We start from the raw sequence: 24,192 nt of genomic DNA, 5'->3' as shown, positions 1-24,192 counted from the left end.
ACCCACCGGATACCACCCGGAGTGACAGAGACCGGAGCGACAGAGACCGGAGTGACAGCGAGCGGAGCGACAGAGACCAACCCCCCACCCGCCACGGGGAGCCCGTCAGGGCACGATGACGAGTTTGCCGCGGGTGTGACCGGTGCGGCTGGCGTCGAACGCCTCGCCGGTCTGTTCCAGCGGGAAGGTGCGGGCGATCTCCACGGTGAGGGCTCCGCGGTCGGCTGCCGCGGCGAGCTCGGCGAGCTTGCCGCCGTCCGGGCGGACCCAGATCCAGTGGCCGCCGTGCCCGGACACCGTCGGGTCGGCGACGGAGACGTGGCGGCCGCCTTCCGCCAGGACCGCGAGCGTCGTCTCCAGTTGGCCGCCGACGAAGTCCGCGACGGCCGACACGCCGTCGGGTGCCAGTGCCCGGACCCGCTCGGCCAGGCCGTCCCCGTAGGTCACCGGCTCGGCGCCCAGGTCGCGGAGGTACGCGTGGTTGCGCTCGGAGGCGGTGCCGATCACCCGGGCCCCGCGGTCGCGGCCGAGCTGTACCGCCAGGCTGCCCACACCGCCGGCCGCACCGTGCACCAGGACCACGTCGGCCGGGCCGACGGCGAGCTGGTCCAGGCAGCGCAGGGCGGTGAGACCGGCGAGCGGCAGCCCGGCCGCCTGCGCCCAGTCGAGCGCGGCGGGCTTGTGCGCCACCGCCGGGGCGGCCACCGCGACGTACTCGGCGAAGGTGCCGGCCTGCACCACGTCCTTGCGGGCGTACGCCATCACCTCGTCGCCCGGCGAGAACTCCGGTGTGTCGGGGCCGGTCCGGACGACCACGCCCGCGACGTCCCAGCCCGGCACGACGGGGAAGACGGTGTCCATCATGGCGTCCAGACCACCGGCCATGACCTTCCAGTCGACCGGGTTGACCGAGGCGGCCCGCACCTGGATCAGCACCTGGCCCGGGCCCACCTTCGGATCGGGCACCTCGTGGTAGCGCAGCCCGGAGTTGTCCGAGGCGTAGGAGTCGTAGGTCACCGCTCGCATGTCGGACCTCCAGGGAACCGGGTCGCGGTCTCGGCACCGCGCCGGTCGCGGGTGCCGTCGCCACGCTATGCCCGGGGCGGTTCGGCGGCACCCGCCCGCGGCCGGACGGGGCTCCGTCAGCTCCCGGTGGGACGGGCGGTGCTGCCGCGCTCGACCAGGCTGGTGGCGAGGTCGACGCGCAGGGCCCCCGGCTGCGTCCCCCGGGCGAGGTCGATCACCATACGGGTCGCCACCTCGGCCATCTCGGTGAGGGGCTGACGGACGGTGGTCAGCGGTGGCCCGACCCAGCGGGCCGGCGGGAGGTCGTCGAAGCCCACCACGCTGAGGTCCTCCGGGATGCGCAGGCCGAGCTCACGGGCGGCCTCGTACAGCCCGAACGCCTGCAGGTCGTTGCCGGCGAACACGGCGGTCGGCCGGTCGGCCAGGCCGAGCAGCTCCAGGCCGAGCCGCCGGCCGGACTCGTGGTGGAAGTCGCCCTCCCTGACCAGTTCGTCCAGGTACGGGATGCCCGCCATGTCGAGCGCCGCGCGGTAGCCGTCGGCCCGGGCCCGGCTGCACATCATCCGGGCCGGGCCGCCGATCAGGCCGATCCGGCGGTGGCCGAGGTCGAGCAGGTGGCGGGTGGCGGCCAGGCCGCCGTCCCAGTTGGTGGTGCCCACGGCCGGCACCCCCCGGCCCGGGTCGCCGGCCGGGTCCAGCACCACGAAGGGGATGTCCCGGCGGGTCAGCTGCTCGCCCACGGTGGGGTCCGGATCGGACAGCACCAGCACCACACCGGTCGGGCGGCGCGCGAGCACGCCGTCCACCCAGGACTGGCCGGGGCTGAGACGGCCGGCGGATTCGGAGAGCACGATGCTCAACCCCTCCTCCCGCACCGCGTTCTCGACGCCGCGGATCACCTCCATCGCCCAGGCGCTCTCCAACTGGTGGAAGACCAGCTCCAGCAGGGGGCTCGCCTGGCGGCCGCCGCGCCGCCGGTAGCCGTGGCGGTGGAGCAGCTCCTCCACCCGCTCCCGGGTGGCGGGAGCCACGTCGGCACGCCCGTTCAGGACCTTCGAAACAGTCGGCGCGGAGACTCCCGCCTCCTGAGCGATCTCGGCGAGTGTCGCCGCTCTGGTCACGAAGTCCTCCTGCGCTGCCGCTGCCGGGCGTTGACGGTCGTGCGGTGGGGATGGGGCCCGCACCGTACGGACATGGATGCTAGCCCGCCGGAGAACGCGGCCGGGAGGGGGAGGGGTACAGCTGCTGGCTCTGGTCGGAATGGTAGTCGAAAGATTCGGACACCTCGGGTCGTCAGGCCATTCGATACATGGGATCTATCTGACGGGAATCCGTGAGACGGCGTGCGTGGAATCGGCCGCGGAATGGGAGGACGTGCGAGCCGGCCGGCCGGGATCCTTCCTGGACATGGGATAGCCTGGTAGGTTGACGGCGTGTCCCTGACCGACAGAGCCATCGCCCGCATCCGTCAGATGGTCCGCGAGGGCGAGCTGCCCCCCGGCTCCAAGCTGCCCCCCGAGCAGCAGCTCGCGGCCGAGCTCGGGCTGTCACGGAACCTGATGCGCGAGGCGGTCAAGTCGCTGGCGGTCGCCCGGGTGCTGGAGATCCGGCGCGGAGACGGCACCTATGTGACCAGCCTTGCCCCCAGCCTGCTGCTGGAAGGGCTCGGCGGTGCGGTCGAACTCCTGCAGGGGGACACCGCGTTGGAACTCACCGAGGTGCGCAGGCTCTTCGAACCTGCCGCCACCGCTCTCGCCGCCACCCGGGTCACCGCCGAGAGCCTCGCCCAGGTCGAGCACCACCTGTCGGCGATGCGGGCCGCGCGCGACGACATGGAGCTGCTGACGGTGCACGACGCGGCTTTCCACCGTGCGGTGGTGTCCGCCACCGGCAACGAGACGCTGACCACGCTGCTGGAGCACATCTCCGGGCGGACCCTGCGGGCCAGGGTGTGGCGCGGACTGCTCGAGCAGGACGCGGCCGGGCGGACCATAGCCGAGCACGAGGCGATCTACGAGGCCCTCGCCGCCCGCGACCCGAGCCTCGCCCAGGCCGCAGCCCTGATGCACATCAACACCACCGAGCGGTGGCTGCGGGACCGCCTGGCCGAGGGAGCGCTCCCGACTTCCGAGGTCGAGACGTAGCCACCGGCACCGGAGCCGGCGTCGACCGTCCGGAGTCCGGAGCGGAGGGACGGCCGCGGGCGCCCCCGGAGCTCAGCTGATCGCGTTGAGGTAGATCCGGGCTCCGGAGTACAGGTCGAAGGTGGCTCCGTAGGCCACCGCGGGTGGGTCCGGACGCTGCGAGTACGGGGCGACGGCGCGGATCTCGCCCTGGTCACCGCGCAGGACCGCGGCGACCAGGGCCTGTTCGACGGTCGCCGGATCGGTGGTGACGGCCGCGAGCGGCGGTTCGGGCAGGCGTTCGCCCAGGGTGGGGGCGGGTTCGGGGCGGGCGTAGTCGTCGCCCTGGTGCGCGGCGACGATCTGCCATCGCGTGGTGCGGCCTGCCGCTTGGACGGCGATGCCGTACGGATGGGCGGTGTGGCCGGCGGCGGCGAGCGTCTGGGCCGTGACGCCGGGGATCGAGGTGGCGGCGTCCAGGAGCAGTCGCTCGAAGCGTTGGGGTCGCACAGGGTCAGGTCCCTCTTCGATGAGATCCAGGTCTCCGGTGGGGCTGCCCCGCGCGACCTCCGGAGGGGGAGGAGGCTGCGCGGGGCGGCCCGGTCGGGAGGGGTCAGGCCCGGATCTGCTTGCGCTCGCCGGGGTGGCTGATCGCGATCTTGCGCGGCTTGGCCTTCTCGGCGACCGGGATCTTCAGGGTCAGCACGCCGGCGTCATAGTCGGCGCTGATCCCCTCCGGGTCGAGGGTGTCGGAGAGCATGACCTGCCGGGAGAACACGCCGAGCGGGCGCTCGGACAGCTCCCACTTCACATCCTCGCCCTGGTGGCGGGGACGGCGCTCGGCCTTGACGGTCAGCATGTTCCGCTCGACGTCGATGTCGATCGCCCCCGGATCCACACCCGGCAGGTCGAAGCAGATCACGTACTCGTCCCCGACACGGCAGGCGTCCAGCGCCATCGGGGCGGGCCGGGACCAAGTGCCGTTCGCACCCAGGAACTGCTGGGTCAGACGGTCCAGCTCGCGGAACGGGTCAGTGCGCATCAGCATGCGAAACACCTCCAGGACTGTGGGTGCCAGTGCGCTTCACCTGAATCCGTTCTAACATGTCATCCATCCGATGACAACTGCGAGAGTCGCCAGGAGAGTGACACGAACCATCCGGGGCGACATCCGTCAGCCCACCTCCGCCGGGGTCGGGACGCCGGGCGGCAGCAGCCCGCGCTCGCCCAGCTCCGCCCACAACGCCGCCGGGACCGGGCACTGCAGCAGGGCGGCGGCGTCCCGGGCCTCCTCGGCACTGCGGGTGCCGACCAGGACGCTCGCCACCGCCGGGTGGCCGAACGGGAAGCGCAGCGCGGCGGCCCGCAGCGGCACCCCGTGGCGCTCGCAGACCTCCTTCAACTCCATTGCCCGGCCGAGTACTTCGGGCGGAGCGGCGGCGTAGTCGAAGGTGGCGCCGGGGCGCGGGTCGGCGAGCAGGCCCGAGTTGAAGACCCCGCCGATGACGACGCCGACGCCGTGCTCGGCGGCCAGCGGCAGCAGCTCGGCGAGGCCGCGCTGGTCGAGCAGGCTGTAGCGGCCGGCCAGCAGGACCACGTCGATGTCCGTCTCGCGGACGAACCGGCTGGGCAGCTCGGCCTGGTTCATGCCGACCCCGATCGCCCCCAGCACCCCTTCGGCGCGCAGGCGTTCGAGCTCGGGGTAGGCCTCGCCGAGGGCCCACTCGGCGTGGTCGTCCGGATCGTGCAGGTAGGCGATGTCGATCCGGTCCACGCCCAGGCGCTCCAGACTGCCCGCCAGCGAGCGGCGCACGCCCTCGGCACTGAAATCCCACCGGCGCCGGTGGGTGGCGGGGACGGCGAAGCCGTCGGCGAGGTCGTCACCGACGCACGGCACCGGCTCCAGGAGCCGGCCGACCTTGGTGGACAGCACGTACGAGCTGCGCGGCCAGGACCGCAGCGCGGCGCCGAGCCGGCGTTCGGAGAGCCCGAGGCCGTAGTGCGGCGCCGTGTCGAAGTACCGCACGCCGCTCTCCCAGGCCGCGGCCACCGCCTGCTCGGCCTGCTCCTCGCCCACCGGCGTGAACAGGTTGCCGATCCCGGCCGCCCCGAAGGCGAGTTCACTGACGCGTACCGGCCCGGGGCCGAGGGTGTGCCGGCGCATCGTCACTTCCTCTGGTCGGAACGCAGTCGGAGGCCGGCCGTCCCGCCGTCCACCGCGAGGGCGGTGCCGGTGACGGAGGCCGCGGCCGGAGAGGACAGGTAGACGATGGCGGCGGCCACCTCCTCGGCGGTGACCAGGCGGCCGTGCGGCTGGCGACCGTCGAGCGCGGCGCGCTCGGCCGCCGGGTCCTCGGCGGCGGCCAGCAGCCGTCCGACCCACGGGGTGTCGACGGTGCCGGGGTTGACGCAGTTGACCCGGATGCCCTCGCGGACGTGGTCGGCGGCCATCGCCAGGGTGAGGGCGTGGACGGCCCCCTTGCTCGCCGCGTACAGCGCGCGCTGCGGCAGGCCGGTGGTGACGACGATCGAGCCGGTGTTGACCACCGAGGCGTGCGCGGACCGGCGCAGGTGCGGCAGGGCGGCCCGGGTGGTGCGGACCACGCCGAGCAGGTTGACCTCCAGTACACGCTGCCACTGCTCGTCCGGGTTGTCCGCCACCGTCCCGACGGCGCCGATGCCCGCGCAGTTGACCACCAGGTCGATCCCGCCGAGCGCCTCGGCCGCCGCCTCGACGGCGGACCGGACGGAGGCGTCGTCGCCGACGTCGGCGGTGAAGCCGAGCAGCGGCTCCTTCACGGCGGCCGGATCCAGGTCCAGCACGGCCACCCGTGCGCCGCGGTCGGCCAGCAGGGTGGCGGTGGCCAGGCCGATGCCGGAGCCGCCGCCGGTGACCAGCGCTGCCAGCCCTTCGAGTTCGGTCATCGTGGTGCTCCTCACGCGTCCACGAAGCGCTGGCGCTGGGTGCCCAGGCCGTCGATGGACAGGGTGACGGTGTCGCCCGCGCGCAGGTACGGGGTGCCGGGCAGCCCGAGGGCCACACCGGCGGGTGTGCCGGTGTTGACGACGTCGCCCGGGTTGAGCACCAGGTACTGGCTGAGGTAGTGGACGAGGTACCCGACCTGGAAGATCATGTTCTTGGTGTGGCCGTTCTGGCGGAGCTCGCCGTTGACGGCCAGTCGCAGGCCGAGGGCCTGCGGGTCGCCCGCCTCGTCCGGGGTGACCAGCCAGGGCCCGAGCGGGTTGAAGGTCTCGCAGGACTTGCCGAGGTCCCACTGCGGGGAGTACTCGAGCTGGAACTCCCGCTCCGAGACGTCGTTGCTGATCGCGAAGCCCGCGATGCACCCGGCCGCCTCGGCCGGGTCGGCCAGGTAGCGCGCCCGGCGGCCGATCACGACCGCGAGCTCCACCTCCCAGTCCGTCTTGACCGAGCCGCGCGGGATCAGCACCTCGTCGTACGGGCCGACCACGGTGGCCGGGTCCTTCATGAAGATCACCGGGCGGCCCGGGACGGCCGCGCCGGTCTCCTGCGCGTGGTCGCGGTAGTTGAGGCCGACGCAGACCACCTTGCCCGGACGGGCGACCGGCGCCCCCACCCGCAGATCACGCGGGTCGAGCTCGGGCAGCCGGCCGGCGGCCAGCGCCTCCCGGGCCCGCTCGATCCCGCCCTCGGCGAGGAACGCCCCGTCGATGTCGGCGGTCAGCTCCGAGAGGCCGAACAGCCGCCCGTCCGCACCGAGGACCGCCGGGGCCTCTGCGCCCGGCGCTCCGACCCGAAGCAATTTCATGGGGACTCCCCTTCAAGACATCGGATGGACCTGCGGCTTCCTGACCGTCGAAGTCGAGGCCGCAGGAGGCCTGTTCGCCGTCTTCCGCATCCCGCGGCGCGGGCTGCTTCCGTCGGCGCCGGAGACCCGCCGGTGCGTGGCGGTCAGCGTCTGACCGCCGCGGTGGCGCCCGCGATCAGCGCCTCGATCTCGGCCGGCGAGGCCGTGGCGCTGTCACCGGGCGTGGTCATCGTGAGGGCGCCGAGGGCGGTGCCGTAGGCGAGGGCGCCCTCCAGCGAGGTCGCGGCGAGCAGGCCGTGGATCAGTCCGGCGGCGAAGGCGTCACCGGAGCCGATCCGGTCCAGGACATGCAGGCCGGGCATCGACGGACCGGCCAGGTAGCCGGTCTTCGCCGACCAGGCGGCCGAGCCCCAGTCGTTGACGCCGGCGGAGGGGACCTCGCGCAGGGTGGTCGCCAGCACCCGCGCCCCGGGCAGCAGGGCGGCCACCGCCGCCAGGGCGTCCGGCACCTCCTCCGCCCCGAGCCGCTCGACGCCTGGGTGGCGGCCCGCCAGGCCGAGTGCGCCGACGATGACGTCGGCGTGCCGGGCCAGGCGCAGGTCGGTCTCCCGGGCCCGCTCCGGTCCGCCCCGGCCGGCCCAGAGGCTGGGGCGGTAGTTGGGGTCGTAGGAGACGGTGAGTCCGTGGCGGCGGGCGGCCGTCATGGCCTCCTCGGCGAGGCCGGCGGTGGTGTCGGACAGGCCCGCGAAGACGCCGCCGGTGTGGAACCAGCGCACCCCCGGGGAGAAGACCGCGTCCCAGTCGACCTCGCCCTCGCGCAGCTGGGAGGCCGCCGTGTGGGCGCGGTCGCTGACGCCGAGGGCGCCGCGGCTGCCGAAGCCGCGCTCGACGAAGTTGAGGCCGTTGCGCGCGGCGCGGCCGGCGCCGTCGTCGGGCACCCAGCGGATCAGCGAGGTGTCGACCCCGCCCTGCAGCACGAGGTCCTCGACCAGCCGGCCCACCGGGTTGTCGGCGAGCGCGGTGACGACGGCCGTCCGCCGCCCGAAGCAGCGACGCAGCGCCCGGGCGACGTTGTACTCGCCGCCGCCCTCCCAGACCTGGAAGGTGCGGGCGGTGCTGATCCTGCCCTCGCCCGGGTCGAAGCGGAGCATGACCTCGCCGAGGGCCACCACCTCGGTCATGGCGCACCCACTGCCACGGCCTCGGCCGTCAGCCGGCGGATGGCCGGGTAGTCGCCCTCGGCCAGGTGCCCGGGGGTCGCCAGCCAGCTGCCGCCCACGGCGAGTACGGCGGGCTCGGCGAGGTAGCCGGGCAGCTGGTCGACGCCGATCCCGCCGGTCGGCACGAAGCGCACCGCGGGGAAGGGCGCGGCGAGGGCGCGCAGCACCGGGATTCCGCCGAGCGGTTCGGCGGGGAAGAGCTTGACGGTGTCGAGCCCGGCGCGCAGGGCCCGCATCAGTTCGGTGGGGGTGGCGATGCCGGGCACCACGGGCACCCCCAACTCCCGGCACGTGGCGACGACTTCCTCGTCGTAGCCGGGTGAGACCACGAAGCGGGCCCCGGCCGCGACCGCGCGCCGCGCCTGCTCGGGGGTGAGGACGGTGCCGGCGCCGACGGCGAGGCCGCCGTGGGCCGCCATCGCCTTGAGCGCCGACTCGGCACCCGGGGTGCGGAAGGTGACCTCGGCACACCTGGCGCCGCCCGCGCTGAGCGCCTCGGCCAGCGGTGCGGCGGTGGCCGGGTCGTGCACGGCCAGCACCGGTACCACCCGGGTGCCGCCCAGTACGGCGGCCAGTGCGCCGGTCACCGGCCCAGCCATCCGCCGTCGACGGGCAGGACGGTGCCGTGGACGTACGCGGCGGCGGCCGAGGCCAGGAAGACCGTGGCCCCGGCCAGGTCGTCTGCCCGCCCCCAGCGGCCGGCCGGGATCCGGTCCAGGATCGCCCGGCTGCGCACCGGATCGGCCTGCAGGGCCTGGGTGTTGTCGGTGGCGATGTAGCCGGGCGCGATGGCGTTGACGTTGACGCCGCGGCCGGCCCACTCGTTGGCCAGCGCCTTGGTCAGCCCGGCGACGCCGTGCTTGGCGGCGGTGTAGCCGGGGACGGTGATGCCGCCCTGGAAGCTGAGCAGCGAGGCCGTGAAGATGATCTTGCCCTGGCCGCGCGCCACCATCGCGCCGCCCACCGCCCGGGCCAGCGCGAACTGCGCGCTCAGGTTGACCTGGAGCACCAAGTCCCAGTCGTCGTCGGAGTGTTCGGCGGCCGGCGCGCGGCGGATGGTGCCGGCGTTGTTGACCAGGATGTCCACCGGCCGCTCCCGCCCCGCCAGGTCCGCCCCCAGGGCGCGTACGGCCTCGGGGTCGGCGAAGTCGGCGCGGATCGCCTCGAAGCTGCGGCCGGCGGCGAGGACGTCCTTCTCGACCTCGCTGCCGGCCTCTATGTGAGCGCTCACACCAATGACGTCCGCCCCGGCCTCGGCGAGGGCGCGGGCCATGGCCCGGCCGATGCCGCGCCGGGCACCGGTGACGACGGCGAGCCGTCCGGTCAGGTCGAAGGCGTTCACGCGGCCGCCCCCTCGGTGCCGTCGGTGCAGTCGAGCAGGATCTTCATCACGTCGCCGCCGCCCTCCAGGGCCGCGAACGCCGCCGGCGCCTCGGCCAGCGGCACGACCCTGCTGATCAGCCGCTCGGCCGGGACGGTACCGTCGGCGACCAGCTCCACCGCCCGCTCGAAGTCGGCGCGGTCGTACAACCGGGCCCCCACCAGGGTGAGTTCACGCCAGAAGAAGCGGTGCAGGTTCACCTCCCGCGGCCGGGAGTGGATCGCCACCAGGCACAGCCTCCCCCGCGCCCCCAGCACCTCCACCGCGGTCTCCACCCCGCCCGCCGCACCGGAGACCTCGAAGGCGACCTCCGCGCCCGCGCCCCCGGACCACTCCTGCACGGCCTCGACGACGTCACCCGCCGCCGGATCCCACGTGGTGAGCCCCAACTCCTCGGCCAGCTTGCGCCGGTGGGCGCTCAGCTCCACCACCCGCACCTCGGCCCCGGCTGCCCGCGCCACCAGCGCGATCAGCACGCCGACCGGGCCGCCGCCCACCACGACCACCCGCTCACCCGCCCGCACCCCGGCCCGCCCGACGTCGTGCACGGCCACCGCGGTGGGCTCCACCAGCGCCGCCCTGTCCAACGCCAGCGACTGCGGCAGGCGCACCAGCGTGTCGGCGGGCACCGTCCAGCGCTGCTGCATCGCGCCCGGCGAGTCGATGCCGATGAAGTCCAGCTGCCGGCAGATGTGCTGATGCCCCGCCAGGCAGGCCGGGCAGGTGCCGTCCCAGTGCAGCGGCATCACCGTCACCGCGTCCCCGGCCCGCCAGTCGGTCACCCCGGCGCCGACCTTCAGCACCCGGCCGGACATCTCGTGGCCGAGCACCGCCGGCACGCTCACCCGGGCGTCCATGTCACCGTGGAAGATGTGCAGGTCGGTACCGCAGATCCCCACGTACGCGGGGGCCAGCAGCACCTCCCCCGGGCCGGGCTCCACCGTCACGGCCGGGGCCGTGTCCAGCGTCCGGGCGGCTGTGTAACGAACAGCGAGCGTCATCGTGACTCCAGGGTCTCTTCGGCACGGGTGAGGCGGTAGAAGGCGGTCGCGGTGCCCGCGAGGATCGCCGAGGTCTCGTCGGCGGAGAGCCCGGCGAGCAGTTCGTCCACGGTGGCGGCCCAGCGGTTCCAGCCGCCCGCGAGGTTCGCCACCGGCCAGTCCGAGCCGAACATCAGGCGCTCGGGGCCGAAGGCGCTCAGCAGGACGTCCCAGACGGGCCGGAGGTCGGCGGTGGTCCAGCTCCGGTGGTCGGCCTCGGTGATCAGCCCGGAGACCTTGCAGACCACCTGGGGGTGCCCGGCCAGTCGGCGCAGCCCGCTCTCCCACTCCCCCAGGGCGCCGCCGGCGATGTCCGGCTTGCCCGCGTGGTCGAGCACCTGGGGCAGGCCGGGGAAGCGCTCGGCGAGCCGCACGGCCTGGTCGAGCTGGTGCTCGCGGATGAGCACGTCGTAGCCCAGACCGCGCTGCTGCAGCGCCGCCAACCCCCGTTCCACCTCCGGGTGTTGCAGCCATGCGGGGTCCGACTCGCCCTGCACCAGGTGGCGCACCGCGCGCAGGTACCCGCCGCCCGGCCAGGCGAGCAGCCGGTCGAGCACCTCACCGACCGCGGGGTCGGTGAGGTCCGCCCAGCCGACCACGGCGGCGATCAGCGGCTCCCGTGCGGCGAGCGCGAGCAGGTCCTCGGTCTCGGGCACGTCCGGGATGCACTGCACGACCACCGTGCCGTGCAGCCGGCGGCCCGCCACCTCCTGGGTGGCGGTGGCGCGCAGGTCGTCCGGGGTGAAGGTGCGGTGGATCGGTGCCAGGCCGGGCTCCTCGAGCCAGGCCTGCGGGCGCTGCTCGAGGTCCCACAGGTGGTGGTGGGCGTCGATCAGCCCGGCGGCGCTCACGCGCCGCCCCCGGGCTCGCCGAGGTGCCAGACCTCGGTGAGCTCCGTCCACTGGCGGGAGTCGCCCCGGTCGGGCCAGGGCTCCTGGCAGGGGTCGGTGTGCGTCCACCACTCCTGGGTCTCGGGGTCGGCCTCCAGCACGGCCAGGTCGGCCTCGAAGTCCTCGCCGTGGTACTCGAAGTAGGCGAAGAGCACGTCACCGTGGAGGTAGATGCTGTAGTTGCGGATCCGCGCCCGGTGCAGGGCCGCCTCGACCCCCGGCCAGACGGCGGAGTGGAGTTCGAGGTACTTCTCGCGGTGCTCGGGTCGCAGCCTGATGCTCTGGGCGAAGCGCTTCATGCCGACTCCTCGTTCAGGCCGCCGAAGGGCGAGCGGTAACTGGGCGTGCGGGTGCGGAGTTCGAGCCGCAGCGTCAGCCGGATCCGGGTGGACGCGGGCAGACGGACCGTCAGGAAGGCGCCCTCGTAGGCCGCTTCCGCCTCCCCGACCACCGGCTCGGTGTGACCGTAGTCGTACATGTCACCGATCCAGCCCTCGTCCGTACAGGTCGTGTACCGGACGGAGGTGATGGTGTGCTCGGCCAGGGCGCCCGCCTGGACGATCACCGTGCGCTCCGCCGAGGGCGAGAGGTTGACCAGTTCGACGGTGGTCGCCTCGGGGTCGATGGAGGTGACCAGGGCCGCCACGTCCTGCGGCAGCCCCGCACGGCGGGCCTGGGCGTCGTGGTAGCGCAGCCGGGCCTGCTGGATGCTGCCGTTGTAGAGCACCTGGGGGCCGCCCCAGGTCAGCTGGACCAGGGCCTCGGTGGCCACCGGGTTGCACTGCTGCCACACGTGGATGTCGGCCTCGGCCACGTCCAGGTCGCGGTAGCGGTCGATCCGCCGCAGCCGGTGGCGCACCTGCGCCTGCGCGGCGGCGAGGATCCGCTCGGGGTAGCCGGGGTCGTCGCCGGCCAGGAAGGCGAACCAGGCCTTCTCGTGCCCGGACTCCTCCTTGGCCCGGAACGGGCGCACGGTGCTCCAGTCGAGCGGGTCCGCCTCGCGCAGCCTCTCGATCCGGGCGCGGTCCTGCTCGGAGGCGCTGTGGTGCCAGAGCGCGATCGGCACCGGCAGGGTGACGGGGTTGTAGTCGAACCAGCCCGAGTCGTCGTGCCGGAACGGCAGGTGCAGCGTCGGCTTGTCGAAGTCCCCGGCGAGTTCGACCGCCCACTTGGACGGCAGGCTGGAGTCCGCCTCGGCATGCGGCATCACCTTGGCCCGGGAGATCATCTCGTCGAGCGTGGTCCCGACCATCGAGAGGTAGTCGTCCTCCCCGGTGGAGACCGCCGCGGCGAGGGCCGCCACGCAGGCCGCGTGGCCCACGCTGTGCCAGCCGTGCGGCCAGGACCAGCCGTAGTGGCCGCCGTACCAGCGGCCTTCGAGCCGGCTGCCGACCACGCCGTCCGGGCCCACGTTGTCCGGGAGGACGCCGCCGTTCGCCTCGGTGCGCTCGCGCCAGGCGCCGACGTACTCGGCGATCCAGTCGCGGTAGCGCTGCTCGCCGGAGAGGATCCACGCGTTGAGCACCAGGCCGGCCACCGCGAGGTTGACCGCGGTGTCGCCGACGCCCATCCGCTCGCGCATCTGCGCGCCGAGCCGCGGGTCCGAGTCCAGCGGGTACGGGCCGTCCTGCGCCTCGGGGAGCCATTCGAGCGGGTAGCCGTACGTCGCCGCCTCCTTCGGCAGCCACGGGTAGACCTCGCCGTCGGACAGGCCCTGCCGGTCGGGGTCGCTGCCGTTGTGCGGGCGGGTGACGATGCGGGCCGTGGGGTCGTAGTTGCCGTGCGCCGGGTCGACGTACAGCTCGGCGAACCGCAGGGCGCGCTCCGACCAGCGCTCGGGGTCGGCCATGCAGAGGAAGTAGAGCAGCAGCAGGCTCTCGCCCTGGTGGAACCAGTCGTAGCCGCGCTCGTACTCGTCCTTGAGCATGCCCAGCTCGGTGAGGTGTTCGGTCACGCCCTCCCAGTGCTTCGCACTGGCGGCCAGCAGGTCGTCGGCGCCGCCGAGCAGGTAGAGCTGGGGCCAGTTGAAGAACACCTCGTAGAAGTCGTCCACACCGTCCCGGGTGGTCAGCCGGCCGGTGTAGTTCAGCCGGCCGTCGGGGCCGGTGAAGTCCCGGGCGAACCTGCGCCAGCCGTGGTCGAGCAGGTCGAACAGCGCCCGCTGCGCCACCGCCCAGCCGGGCGGTTCGAGCAGCGGCACCCCGGCCCGGATCTCGGGCGGTACGGGGTCGGTGGGGCTGGTGGTCATGCGGCGGGTCTCCAATCGAGGGGGCGTCATTCCTTGGTGGCGCCGGCGAGCATCCCGCTGACCAGGAAGCGCTGGGCGAAGAGGAAGACGACCAGCACCGGGGTGATGGCCACGAGCGTGGCGAGGGCGAGCTGCGGGCGCTCGACCGCGAGGTCGCCGGCGGCCGGGTTGAACTGCGGCACGCTGCTGAGCAGGTTGCCGACACCCACCTGGACGGGCAGTTGGTCGCTCTCGGGGAGCATCACGTAGGGCAGGAAGTAGTTGGTCCAGTTGGCGACGAAGCTGAAGAAGCCGACCAGCGCGACGACCGGGGTGGCCAGCGGCAGGGCGAGGTGGCGGAACACACCGAACTCGGAGCAGCCGTCCATCCGCGCCGCCGCCAGCAGGTCCTTGGGCACGGCGGTGCTGAAGTAGATGTACGTGAGGTACACCCCGAACGGGTAGAACGCGTACGGCAGGATGATCGACCACATGGTGCCGATCAGGCTCGCCGCGTTGAGCTCCAGGAACAGCGGCACCACCAGCGTGGCGCTCGGCATCAGCATCACCACCAGGGTGGCGACCAGCAGGGCCCGCCGGCCGCGGAACTCGGTCATCGCCAGCGCGTAGCCGGCCGGGACCGACACGCAGAGGGTGATGACCAGCGAGATCGCCGCGTAGACGGCCGAGTTGCCGAGCCACTGCAGGATCGCACCGTCCTGGAAGGCGGTCAGCGCGTGCCAGTTGTCCGCCAGCGCCTGCCAGGAGCCGAAGGAGAGCGGCTGGTCGTGCACCAGCTGCTGGTCGGTCTTGGTCGCCGCGAGGACGAGCCAGAGCACCGGCAGCACGAAGAACACCGCGAAGGCGGCGAGGACGGCGCCGGTCAGCAGCCGCTGGGGCGCCCGGCGGGCGAGAGTCTCAATCGGCATCGAAGAACCCCGACCGTGCGACGAAGAGACCGGCGGCCGACAGGCTGACCACCAGGAGCTCCATGGAGACCGCGGCCGCGCCGTTGACGTTGTTCAGCTGGAAGGCGAAGTCGTAGGTCAGCTGGTTGAGCGAGTAGTCGCGCCCGGCCACGCCCACGCTGGCGAGCGAGAGCAGCTGCGGCTCGACGAAGAGCTGGGCGCCGCCCGCGAAGGCCAGGATCACCATGTAGACGATCCACTTGCGCAGCATCGGGATCTGCACGTGCCAGGCGGTCTGCCAGGCGCCCGCGCCGTCGATCCGCGCGGCCTCCATGACGTCCTGCGGGATGTTGTCGAGCGCGCCGTACATCACCACGATCCAGCCGCCCGCGCCCGTCCAGAACGCGATGGCGGTGAACAGCACCGGCAGGTTGCCCGGGGCGATGACCTGGCCGAAGGTGTCGAAGCCGAGGGCCCCGAGCAGCGCACTGACCGGGCTCACCGTCGGGTCGAGCATGAACAGCCAGACCAGCACGCTCGCGGCGCCGGCCAGCGCCCCGGGGATGTAGTAGAGGAAGCGCAGTGTCCGGCTGACCGGCCCCGAGGAGAGGCGGTGCAGCATCAGGGCCAGGCCCACCACGAACACCACCAGCGAGAGCAGCCAGCACACCAGGTAGAGGGCCACGTGGCCGACCGAGTCGGCGAACCGGAAGTCCCGTGCCGTGGTGACGAAGTTGGCGAAGCCGGTGAAGCCGCCGCCCGCGTCGGTGAAGGCGAACCAGATCGCGTAGCAGGTCGGCACGGCGCCGAAGGCGACCAGCAGCAGCGTGTAGGCGGCCACGAAGGCCAGGCCGGCCCGGCTCCGGCCAGCGCCACCGCGGCGCCGGCCGGGGTCGACCGGGGAGGCGGTCGCGGTCACGAGGAGACCTTGTAGCCGAACGACTCGGCGTGCTTGACGATCGAGTCCTGCCAGGCGGGCAGCAGGGAGGCGATGCTCTGGCCCTGCGTCAGGCCGGGCTTGACGGTGGCGGCCCAGACGCTCTCCTGGCTGAACTGGCCCGAGCCCCAGCCGGGCCACACCTGCGAGGAGGCGTCCTTGAGGGCGCCGAGGTCGCCCACCAGGTAGCCGGCGGCGGCCTGCGCCTTCAGCCAGTTCTCGGCGGCGGGCGCGTAGGCCGGGAAGCCGGGGGCCTTCTCGCCCTGGTACGCGTTGTCAGTGGTGACCCAGGTCAGGAAGTCGGTGGCGGCCTTCTGGTGGGCGGAGTGCTTGGAGAGCAGCCAGGTGCCGCCGCCGACGTTGCCGGTGGCGGGCGCGGTGTCGCCCTGCCACTGGGGTATCGGAGCGACGCCGATCGTCTTCGGCGCGGTCTTGAGGGTGTCCCGGAACACCGCCCCGCCGTACCAGGCCGGGCCGGGCATGAGCAGCACCTTGGCGGCCTGGTTCTTGCCGAAGTCGGTGCTGAAGACGCCGCTGACGGACATCGACCTGTTCTTGATCAGCCCGTCCATGAGGGCGGCCATCCTGGTGCAGCCCTCGCCGCCGGTGTTCACCGTGACGGCCTTGGGGCCGGTGATGTGGTTGGCCTCGCACTTGCTCGCCCAGAGGTAGATCTCGGGAGTGTAGGAGTCACCGGCGTCGCCCACCAGGTAGCCGGGGTGCTCGGCGGCCACCTTCTCCCCGAGCTTCTGGTACTCCTCCCAGGTCTTCGGGACGGTGTAGCCGAACTGCTTCATCAGCGGCTCGTTGTACCAGAGCACCGCCTGCGAGAGGTCGTTGCGCAGGCAGTAGAGGGTGCCGTCCACGGTGCAGACGTCGTTGGCGCCCTTGGCGAACCCGGCCAGGGTGTCGGCCGGGACCAGGCCCTTGTCGAGCGGGGCCGCGAAGCCGGCGTCCACCGCCCAGGTGGCCTCGTTGTTCTGCGAGCTGAAGACCACGTCGGGCCAGCCCTTGCCGGTGCGGTTGAAGAGCTGGACCTTGGTCTGGAGGTAGTTCGACCCGTTGGCGTCGCCGTCGTAGCTGACGATGTCCAGCTTCACCTCCGGGTGCAGCGCCTGGTACTGCTTCGCGGCGGCCACCCGGGTCGCGTCCACCCAGACCGTCAGCGCCCCGCCCGCCTTGGCCGGAGCACCACTGCCGCAGGCGGCCACGGTCATGGCCAGGGCGGCCGCGCAGGCGGCCAACAGCACCGGTCGTCTCTTGTCGACGCTCATGAGCGACTCCACTACAGAGGCCCGAACTGGTCGGGAGGTGGGGGATGCGGCCGTTCCGTTGCCGCCTTCGGGGATAAATTAGCCGCCCTATCGACACGGTCGTCAAGGGTCTGCGCAGACTCAATCCCCCTTGTTTCACGGCAAATCCTGCACTCTGTTCCTTTTTGTTCTCCAAGTCTGCTTGGCAAGCCGACCCGGAATGAGTACGACTCATCAACCCCTGCGCTACGATGAGCCGGCTCCACAGCGACCAGCGACCCCACCCGCCAGGCATCCCGGAGGCAGGACAGATGAACGACACACCCGCGGCCGGACCGGCCCTACCCGTGCAGGCCACCACGGGCGGGGAACGGAAGGACTACCGCCCCGGGTACGAGATCGTGTCGGAGCAGATCCTCGAGTACATCGCCGCGGCCCGCCTGGCCCCGGGCGACCGGCTGCCCACCGAGGTCGACCTGGCCAAGACGCTCGACACCAGCCGGGCGGTGGTGCGGGAGGCCGTCAAGATCCTCTCCGCACTCGGCCGGGTCCGGGCGCACAAGGGGCGCGGCCTGTTCGTCGCCGACGACGAGGGCATGCTGATCACCAGCCGCTGGGGCGGCTTCTTCCGACCGGTCGACCTCGACCACGTCCTGATGCTGTTCGACTTCCGCAAGGTCCAGGAGACGGCCGCAGCCAGCCTGGCGGCCACCCGGGCCACCCCGGCGGAGCTGCGCACCATCGAGCTCGCCATGCAGCAGTGCCGGCACGGAGTGGTGCACGGCCAGGTCGAGGTGTTCAACCAGGGCGACGAGGACTTCCACACCGCCGTGGCCACCGCCTCGCACAACACCTTCCTGCTCAGCGCCGTGCGCGACGCCCGCCGGCTCCAGCGCCAGTCCAGCGCCATCGGCATCCACGACATGCTCGGCGAGGGCGCCCAGGCCGCCGTCGAGGAGCACGAGGCGATCTTCCGGGCCATCCGCGACGGCCGCCCGGACGAGGCGGCGGCCGCCACGGCCGTCCACCTCGACCGGACCCTGGAGGACTACCGACGGGAGATCCAGCGCCGCCTGTTCGGCCAGACCGCTCCCTAGACATGGGATCACCCGGCAAAGCCAACCACACCCCACAGGCGAACCGGTAGCCTTCACAAGGGATTTGGTCCCTGTCTTCACAAACACCCGGAACGGCGGCGCCCATCTCCACTGCATTCATCCCATGGCTCCCCGGGATGCTGGTCCTCGACCACGACCGGCCTGACGCACCGTCGGCGACAGCGCGGTCGCACCGACCTCGCCCCGCTGACGGTCAGTCGGCGGCCAGCAGGGTGGGGTCGGCGATGATCCGCCGCACCGTGGTCAGTGCCGCGCCGAGCAGCGGGCCGCGCCGGCCGAGCTCGGACGGGCGCAGCGCCTCCGGGGCCCAGGGCCGGACGGTGACCCGGGCGGCCAGTTCGGCGCGGACGGACGGCAGCAGCCAGTCGGCGAGTTCGGCGTAGGCGCCGCCGAGCACGAGGCCGTCCGGGTCGATCAGCTCCACGGCGGAGGCGAGGGCGAGGCCGAGCGCGTGGCCCGCGCGTGCCAGGGCCCGCAGGGTGGGCTCGTGCCCGGCGCCCGCCCGCTCGGCCAGCAGCGCGACCGGGTCGCCCGTACCGTGCTGCGCCAGGCCGGCCTCGCGCAGCACGGCCTGCTCGCCCGCGTACTGCTCCAGGCAGCCCCGGGCCCCGCAGGCGCAGTCGGGGCCGTCCGGGTGGACGGGGACGTGCCCGAGCTCACCGGCGAAGCCCCGGGCACCCCGGAACAGCCGCCCTTCGATCACCAGGGCGGCGCCGATGCCGGCCTCGGCGGAGACGTGCACGAAGGTCTCCACCGGTTCGGCGTGCCAGAACTCGGCCAGCGCGCCGAGATTGGCCTCGTTCTCCGGTTCGGGAGCGGCGGCCGGGTCGGGCCAGTGCTCGGCGATCCTGACGCCGCGCCAGCCGAGGTTGGGCGCACGCTCCACCAGCCCGCCCACCCCGTTGGGCACCACCCCGGGCACGGCCAGCACCCGGCCCTCGATCCGCAGGCCGAGCGCCTCGGCCTCGGCCTGCGCCTCGGCGGCCAGCGCGGCGGCCTCGGCGAGCACCTGCCCGGCGGGGCGGCCCGCGTTGGCCTGCTCCACCCGGAGCCAGACCCGGGGCTCACCGCGCAGGTCCACCACGCACGCACCGAGGTGCGTGACCCCGATCTCCAGCCCGAGCCCGGCCGGCCCGTGCCCGCTCACCGCCAGCGCACGCCCGGGCCGCCCCACCCGCCCGGTGGCCGTGGCCGCCGCCTCGGTCAGCGCCCCACGGGCGATCAGCTCGTCCACCAGCGAGGAGACGGCCGCCCTGGTGAGCCCGACCCGCCCGGCCACGTCCGCCCGCGACAGCGGGGCGTGCCGGGCCACCGCGCCGAGCACGACCGCGAGGTTCTGCCGCCGCATGTCCTGCTGCGAGGCCGGCCCGCCCGTCGCACCGCTGCTGCCCACCACTACCCCTGTCCGCTACTGCTCGGGGTCTCCCTGCAAGGCCCCGGCCCGACGCAGCGTATCCCCGATCCGCTCCAGCGCCTCCTCGTCCCGCTTCACCGCCTCGAGCACCGGCCCCTCCGCCGTCCGCCAGCGGCGCGCGACCGTGTCGGCCGGCTCACCGGTGAGCAGCGCGGCGGCCTGGGCGGCGGCGCCGAGGGCCACCAACTCCTCCGCCTCGGGCACCTGGACGGCCCGGCCCGAGAGCCGCAGGACGGTCTGCTGCCAGGCCCGGCCCCGGGCGCCGCCACCGATCAGCAGCAGCGGCTCCTCGCCCGCCGGGTCCGCGCCGCCCGCGCGCAGCACACCGTCCAGCGCGGCGAGCAGGGCGTGGGCGGCGCCGTCGTAGGCCGCTTGGAGGACTTGGCCGGGGGTGGTGTCCTGGCGCAGGCCGTGCACCAGACCGGAGGCGGCCGGCCGGTCCGGGGTGCGCTCGCCGTCCAGGTAGGGCAGGACCACGGCGCTGCCGCCGGCCTCGACCTCCTCCCGGTCGCGGCCGAGGAGGGCGGCGAAACGGTCCACCGCCAGGGTGCAGTTGAGCGTGCAGGCCAGCGGGAGCCAGTCGCCGAGCGCGTCGGCGAAGCCGGCCACGGTGCCGCTCGGGTCGGTGGGCCGGGTGCGGCCGACGGCGTAGACCGTGCCGGAGGTGCCGAGGCTGAGCACCGGCTGCCCGGGGAGCAGGCCGAGGCCCAGGGCGGCGGCCATGTTGTCGCCGGTGCCGGTGGCCACCAGGGCGCCCGCGCGCAGCGGCAGCCCCTCCCGGACCGTCCCGGCCCGCGCGCCGGGCGCGAGCACCTGCGGCAGCACGGCCGGGTCGAGCCCGATCCGGTCGAGGACGGCGTGGTCGTAGCCCGCCGGGCCCCACCAGCCCGTGCCGGAGGCGTCGCCCCGGTCGGTGACGGCCTCGCCTGTCAGCCGCTCGGTCAGGAAGTCGTGCGGGAGCCGGACAGCGGCGGTCCGCTCGGCCGCGGCGGGCTCGTTGGCGCGCAGCCAGGCCCACTTGGCGGCGGTGAAGGCGGCGGTCGGGACGCTGCCGGTGCGCCGGGCCAGCTCCTCGGCGCCGAACTCGGCCCGCAGCTCGGCGGCCTGCGGGGCGGACCGGACGTCGTTCCACAGCAGGGCGGGGCGCACCGGCGCACCGGCGGCGTCGAGCGTGACCAGCCCGTGCTGCTGGCCGCCGATCGAGACGGCGGCGGCGCGGTCGGCCCAGCCGGTGGCGGCCACGGCCTGCCCGAACGCGGCCCACCACTGCCCGGGGTCGCTCTCCCGGCCGGCGCCACCGCTGACGGTGTGCGGGGCCCGGCCCCGGCCCAGCACGGCGCCGGTGTCGAGGTCGACGGCGAGGGCCTTGGTGGACTGCGTCGAGCTGTCCACGCCGATCACGACGCGTTGCTCCGGCATGTGTTGCCTCCCATGGGGTTCCTTCTGGCGTTCCGGCATACTAATTTGTTGTTCGCCATTACAAACCATGTTTGCGCTCATCCGCCACGCAGACGCCCCTCGGACCGATTCGGAGCCGCACCATGCCCGACGACACCCTCTCCCCCACCCCGGCCGACAAGTTCACCTTCGGTCTGTGGACCGTCGGTTGGCAGGGGCGGGACCCCTTCGGCGACGCCACCCGCCCCGCCCTCGACGCGGTCGACGCCGTGCAGCGCCTGGCCGAGCTCGGCGCCTACGGCGTGACCTTCCACGATGACGACCTGATCCCCTTCGGGGCGGCCGACACCACCCGTGAGCAGGCCGTCAAGCGCTTCCGCACCGCGCTGGACGCCGCCGGGCTGAAGGTCCCGATGGCCACCACCAACCTGTTCACCCACCCGGTCTTCAAGGACGGCGCCTTCACCGCCAACGACCGGGACGTCCGCCGCTACGCGCTCCGCAAGACCATCCGCAACATCGACCTCGCCGCCGAGCTCGGCGCCCAGGTCTACGTCGCCTGGGGCGGGCGCGAGGGCGCCGAGTCCGGCGCGGCCAAGGACGTGCGCACCGCACTCGACCGGCTCAAGGAGGCCTTCGACCTGCTCGGCGAGTACGTCGAGCAGCAGGGCTACGACCTGCGCTTCGCCATCGAGCCCAAGCCGAACGAGCCGCGCGGCGACATCCTGCTCCCCACCGTCGGCCACGCACTCGCCTTCATCAACGAGCTGGAGCGCCCCGACCGGGTCGGCCTCAACCCCGAGGTCGGCCACGAGCAGATGGCCGGGCTCAACTTCCCGCACGGCATCGCCCAGGCGCTCTGGCACGACAAGCTCTTCCACATCGACCTCAACGGCCAGTCCGGCATCAAGTACGACCAGGACCTGCGCTTCGGCGCGGGCGACCTGCGCCAGGCGTTCTGGCTGGTCGACCTCCTCGAGTCGGCCGGCTACCAGGGCCCCAAGCACTTCGACTTCAAGCCGCCGCGCACCGAGGACTTCGACGGGGTCTGGGCCTCGGCCGCCGGCTGCATGCGCAACTACCTGCTGCTCGCCGAGCGCGCCCGCGCCTTCCGGTCCGACCCCGAGGTGCAGGCCGCCCTCGCCGCCTCCCGCCTGCCCGACCTCGCCCTCCCCACCGCCGAGGACGGCCTGGCCGGCCTGCTCGCCGACCGCACCGCCTTCGAGGAGTACGACGTCGAAGCCGCCGCCCGCCGCGGCATGGCCTTCGAACAGCTCGACCAGCTCGCCCTGGAGCACCTCCTCGGCGCCCGCTGACCGGTCAGCCACTCCTCCTCTCGGCCCTCCGGCGTACGGAACACCTCTCCGTACGCCGGAGGGCCGAGGCCCGCGCCACCCAGCGTGACCGCTCCCGCGCGGTCACCGGCCACGAACTCGGCAGCGCCCGAGCGCCCGAGCGCCGGTCGGCCGCTGCGTCCGCATACGGCGAAGGCGTACGGCGAAGGCGCCAGTCGGTCGGTACCGTCCGCGTCCTCCGTGCCCTCCGCGCCCGCAGCCGTGGCAGGCGCCCGGCAGGGGTGGACCGGCTTGCCCCGGTGCAACGCGCTCGCCCCGGGCGCCGGGCTCAGCCTCGGCGCCCGGGGCGTACGTGTCCCCCGTCACCGGCACCTGTTCACCGGTCTCCCGGCGGTGGGTCAGTGCTGCAGGGTGAGCAGCCCCGGCCGGTACGGCAGCTGGATGTACGAGGTGCCTGACGGGACGTTGGGCGACAGGCCCTGGTAGAGCATCTGCAGGTTGCAGGCATCGACGGTCATGGTCTGGTCGGGGTTGTTGCGGACGAGGTCGCCATGGCTGATGTCGTTGGTCCAGGTGGCGCCGCTGTTGGCCTTGCCGGCGAAGGGGTTGGCCTCGGTGGCGGCCTGCGCGGTCCACGGACCGTTGAGGCTGGAGGCGGTGAAGGAGCGGAAGTAGCGGTTCTCACTCGCTCCGCGCGCCTCGACGATCATGAGGTACTGGTTCTGGCCCTGGACCTTGTAGACCTGCGGGGCCTCGAAGAGGTTCTTGACGGTGTCGGTCATGACGGTGGTGTAGGAGGAGCCGAAGCTGCCCGGGAAGTTGCCGATCGGGATGGTCGACTTGTAGATACTGCCGTTGTCGCCGGCGAAGAACAGGTACATGTTCTGGTCGTCGGCGATGAGGGTCGGGTCGATCGGGGAGCCGGTGCCGCTGGGGAGACTGCCGGTGAACAGCGCCTGCGGGGCGGACCAGCCGTTGGGGTTCGTCGGGTCGCTGGAGGTGCGGTAGGTGAAGGGCCAGGCGGTGCCCCACCCGAGCGAGGCCAGCACCCAGGTGTTCTTGGGTGCGAAGTAGAACAGTTGGGGCGCGACCGCGGACGAGGGCATGGCGATCTGGGCGGCCGAGCCCATGTCCGACCAGTTCGAGAAGGGCGAGAACCCCATCGAGTGCCAGGACGAGCCGTCCGAGTAGGTCGCGTAGACCACGTGCTTGCCGTTGTAGACGGTGTCGGTGAAGTCCTTCAGCGCGGCCCAACCGTTGGCCGGCTGCGCCAGGGCGCCCGTCGAGCTCCACCGGTAGGTCGACGGCAGCGCGCAGGAGCCGCCGCTGCCGGCGGAGAGGCCGGTCCACTTCTGGTTGGACGCGCCGGTGCAGTTCCAGAGCTGCACCGCCGTGCCGTTGGCCGTGCCGGCGCCCGATACGTCCAGGCAGAGCCCGGACTCCACGCCGGTGACCGTGCCGTCGGCGTTCACCTTCCACTGCTGGTTGGCGCCGCCGGTGCAGGACCAGATCTCCACCTTGGTCCCGGCCGTGGTGGCATGGCCCGGGACGTCCAGGCACTTGTTGCCGTAGACGGTCAGCTGGCCGCTGTCCGTCGCGGTCCACTGCTGGTTGGTCCCGCCCGAGCAGTCCCAGATCTGCAGGAAGGTGCCGTCGGTCTGAGCGGCGTTGGGCACGTCGAGACACCGGCCCGAACCCGTGCCGCGCAGGGCGCCGGTGCTGGCGGCCTGCGCCGGGGCGGCGACGAGCATCGGCGCGACTGCCACCGCCGCCGCGGCCGCGGCGGTGAGCACCACGGACAGCGGCCTGCGGCCGAGACGTCGTTCGAGCATGAGGATCTCCTCGGGATGGGGTGGGTGGTCACCCGGGGTCGGCGATGTTAGCGTTAACAATCCGCCTCGAGGGCGGCGCCTCCTGCGGGGAGGTCGAGCTTCCGGGTGTGAGCGGAGTCAATACCTGGCAGACCTGGCACGTCAAGACGCCTGCACCGACTTTCGCGGAGTCGCCCGCGCACCCGTCGCGCCGACCGCACCGGCAGCGCCGCCCTGTTGTTCCGTCACCCCGCCGTCCCTCTGGACGGGGTTCGGATGCCGGGGCTATAAACGTGGCATCACCACCCACCCGTCGGCTCGCATTCGTCCGACCAGTCTTGTTAGCGCTAACACGGCTGTGAT

The 24,192-nt window shown here is 73.3% G+C and carries 23 protein-coding genes; 3 read left to right on the top strand and 20 right to left on the bottom strand.

All coding sequences use genetic code 11. From position 1 onward, the window contains the following. Positions 1 to 105: 105 nt before the first annotated feature. Both CFP65_RS36905 and CFP65_RS36900 read right to left on the bottom strand, forming a co-directional pair. Positions 106 to 1,026, bottom strand: a complete 921-nt coding sequence (locus CFP65_RS36905) for an NADP-dependent oxidoreductase (RefSeq protein ID WP_104820257.1) — start codon at positions 1,024 to 1,026, stop codon at positions 106 to 108. A gap of 116 nt (positions 1,027 to 1,142) precedes the next feature. Continuing rightward, positions 1,143 to 2,147, bottom strand: coding sequence for a LacI family DNA-binding transcriptional regulator (locus CFP65_RS36900; protein WP_254552761.1), 1,005 nt, complete (start codon positions 2,145 to 2,147; stop codon positions 1,143 to 1,145). A 312-nt stretch (positions 2,148 to 2,459) separates the two neighbouring features. Between CFP65_RS36900 and CFP65_RS36895 the strand changes: the two genes are divergently transcribed. Further along, positions 2,460 to 3,170 carry a FadR/GntR family transcriptional regulator gene (locus CFP65_RS36895; protein ID WP_104820255.1) on the top strand — a complete coding sequence of 237 codons (711 nt, stop codon included), beginning with the start codon at positions 2,460 to 2,462 and terminating at the stop codon, positions 3,168 to 3,170. A gap of 72 nt (positions 3,171 to 3,242) precedes the next feature. On the opposite strand, the gene CFP65_RS36890 is transcribed toward CFP65_RS36895, so the two are convergent. The 15 genes from CFP65_RS36890 to CFP65_RS36820 form a co-directional block, all read right to left on the bottom strand. Next, positions 3,243 to 3,659, bottom strand: a complete 417-nt coding sequence (locus tag CFP65_RS36890; protein WP_104820254.1) for a hypothetical protein — start codon at positions 3,657 to 3,659, stop codon at positions 3,243 to 3,245. A gap of 103 nt (positions 3,660 to 3,762) precedes the next feature. After that, positions 3,763 to 4,197 carry an Hsp20/alpha crystallin family protein gene (locus tag CFP65_RS36885; RefSeq protein ID WP_104820253.1) on the bottom strand — a complete coding sequence of 145 codons (435 nt, stop codon included), beginning with the start codon at positions 4,195 to 4,197 and terminating at the stop codon, positions 3,763 to 3,765. 126 nt (positions 4,198 to 4,323) lie between these two features. Then, on the bottom strand, positions 4,324 to 5,313 hold the full coding sequence (locus CFP65_RS36880) for an aldo/keto reductase (protein WP_104820252.1): 990 nt from the start codon (positions 5,311 to 5,313) through the stop codon (positions 4,324 to 4,326). A gap of 2 nt (positions 5,314 to 5,315) precedes the next feature. Next, the gene (locus tag CFP65_RS36875) at positions 5,316 to 6,074 is read right to left on the bottom strand and encodes an SDR family NAD(P)-dependent oxidoreductase (protein WP_104820251.1); all 759 of its coding nucleotides are present in this window, start codon (positions 6,072 to 6,074) and stop codon (positions 5,316 to 5,318) included. Between the two features lie 11 nt (positions 6,075 to 6,085). After that, a complete protein-coding gene (locus CFP65_RS36870) occupies positions 6,086 to 6,937 on the bottom strand; it encodes a fumarylacetoacetate hydrolase family protein (RefSeq protein ID WP_104820250.1) in 852 nt (283 codons plus the stop codon). A gap of 143 nt (positions 6,938 to 7,080) precedes the next feature. Continuing rightward, positions 7,081 to 8,118 carry a sugar kinase gene (locus tag CFP65_RS36865; protein WP_104820249.1) on the bottom strand — a complete coding sequence of 346 codons (1,038 nt, stop codon included), beginning with the start codon at positions 8,116 to 8,118 and terminating at the stop codon, positions 7,081 to 7,083. Next, positions 8,115 to 8,744, bottom strand: a complete 630-nt coding sequence (locus CFP65_RS36860) for a bifunctional 4-hydroxy-2-oxoglutarate aldolase/2-dehydro-3-deoxy-phosphogluconate aldolase (protein WP_254552760.1) — start codon at positions 8,742 to 8,744, stop codon at positions 8,115 to 8,117. Before CFP65_RS36860 ends, CFP65_RS36865 begins: the two co-directional genes overlap by 4 nt. Continuing rightward, positions 8,741 to 9,499 (bottom strand): SDR family oxidoreductase, encoded by a 759-nt coding sequence (locus CFP65_RS36855; RefSeq protein WP_104820247.1) that lies wholly within the window; start codon positions 9,497 to 9,499, stop codon positions 8,741 to 8,743. Before CFP65_RS36855 ends, CFP65_RS36860 begins: the two co-directional genes overlap by 4 nt. Next, positions 9,496 to 10,539, bottom strand: a complete 1,044-nt coding sequence (locus tag CFP65_RS36850; RefSeq protein ID WP_104820246.1) for a zinc-binding dehydrogenase — start codon at positions 10,537 to 10,539, stop codon at positions 9,496 to 9,498. The genes CFP65_RS36855 and CFP65_RS36850 overlap by 4 nt, the downstream gene beginning before the upstream one ends. Beyond that, the gene (locus CFP65_RS36845) at positions 10,536 to 11,429 is read right to left on the bottom strand and encodes an amidohydrolase (protein WP_104820245.1); all 894 of its coding nucleotides are present in this window, start codon (positions 11,427 to 11,429) and stop codon (positions 10,536 to 10,538) included. The genes CFP65_RS36850 and CFP65_RS36845 overlap by 4 nt, the downstream gene beginning before the upstream one ends. Then, positions 11,426 to 11,767, bottom strand: a complete 342-nt coding sequence (locus tag CFP65_RS36840; RefSeq protein WP_104820244.1) for an L-rhamnose mutarotase — start codon at positions 11,765 to 11,767, stop codon at positions 11,426 to 11,428. The genes CFP65_RS36845 and CFP65_RS36840 overlap by 4 nt, the downstream gene beginning before the upstream one ends. Continuing rightward, positions 11,764 to 13,716, bottom strand: a complete 1,953-nt coding sequence (locus tag CFP65_RS36835) for a hypothetical protein (RefSeq protein WP_104820243.1) — start codon at positions 13,714 to 13,716, stop codon at positions 11,764 to 11,766. The genes CFP65_RS36840 and CFP65_RS36835 overlap by 4 nt, the downstream gene beginning before the upstream one ends. 26 nt (positions 13,717 to 13,742) lie before the next feature. Then, the gene (locus tag CFP65_RS36830; protein ID WP_104820242.1) at positions 13,743 to 14,624 is read right to left on the bottom strand and encodes a carbohydrate ABC transporter permease; all 882 of its coding nucleotides are present in this window, start codon (positions 14,622 to 14,624) and stop codon (positions 13,743 to 13,745) included. After that, positions 14,614 to 15,522: a carbohydrate ABC transporter permease gene (locus tag CFP65_RS36825; protein WP_104820241.1), complete on the bottom strand. Its 909-nt coding sequence runs from the start codon at positions 15,520 to 15,522 to the stop codon at positions 14,614 to 14,616. Before CFP65_RS36825 ends, CFP65_RS36830 begins: the two co-directional genes overlap by 11 nt. Beyond that, positions 15,519 to 16,814, bottom strand: coding sequence for an ABC transporter substrate-binding protein (locus CFP65_RS36820; RefSeq protein ID WP_104820240.1), 1,296 nt, complete (start codon positions 16,812 to 16,814; stop codon positions 15,519 to 15,521). Before CFP65_RS36820 ends, CFP65_RS36825 begins: the two co-directional genes overlap by 4 nt. A gap of 290 nt (positions 16,815 to 17,104) precedes the next feature. Here CFP65_RS36820 and CFP65_RS36815 point away from each other — a divergent pair, with 290 nt between their 5' ends. Beyond that, positions 17,105 to 17,890 carry a FadR/GntR family transcriptional regulator gene (locus tag CFP65_RS36815; protein WP_104820239.1) on the top strand — a complete coding sequence of 262 codons (786 nt, stop codon included), beginning with the start codon at positions 17,105 to 17,107 and terminating at the stop codon, positions 17,888 to 17,890. Positions 17,891 to 18,104: 214 nt separating this feature from the next. Here the strand turns inward: CFP65_RS36815 and CFP65_RS36810 are convergent, their stop codons facing one another. Beyond that, positions 18,105 to 19,259: an ROK family transcriptional regulator gene (locus CFP65_RS36810; protein WP_104821393.1), complete on the bottom strand. Its 1,155-nt coding sequence runs from the start codon at positions 19,257 to 19,259 to the stop codon at positions 18,105 to 18,107. A gap of 60 nt (positions 19,260 to 19,319) precedes the next feature. Beyond that, a complete protein-coding gene (gene xylB / locus CFP65_RS36805) occupies positions 19,320 to 20,744 on the bottom strand; it encodes a xylulokinase (protein ID WP_104820238.1) in 1,425 nt (474 codons plus the stop codon). A gap of 122 nt (positions 20,745 to 20,866) precedes the next feature. Between xylB and xylA the strand changes: the two genes are divergently transcribed. Then, positions 20,867 to 22,039 carry a xylose isomerase gene (gene xylA, locus CFP65_RS36800; protein WP_104820237.1) on the top strand — a complete coding sequence of 391 codons (1,173 nt, stop codon included), beginning with the start codon at positions 20,867 to 20,869 and terminating at the stop codon, positions 22,037 to 22,039. A 377-nt stretch (positions 22,040 to 22,416) separates the two neighbouring features. On the opposite strand, the gene CFP65_RS36795 is transcribed toward xylA, so the two are convergent. Beyond that, positions 22,417 to 23,850, bottom strand: a complete 1,434-nt coding sequence (locus CFP65_RS36795; RefSeq protein WP_104820236.1) for a non-reducing end alpha-L-arabinofuranosidase family hydrolase — start codon at positions 23,848 to 23,850, stop codon at positions 22,417 to 22,419. Positions 23,851 to 24,192: the final 342 nt, after the last annotated feature.

The organism is Kitasatospora sp. MMS16-BH015 (assembly GCF_002943525.1).
Taxonomy (GTDB): Bacteria; Actinomycetota; Actinomycetes; order Streptomycetales; family Streptomycetaceae; genus Kitasatospora.
The sequence above is the reverse complement of the archived record's forward strand: the minus strand, read 5'-3'. Positions and strand labels throughout refer to the sequence as shown.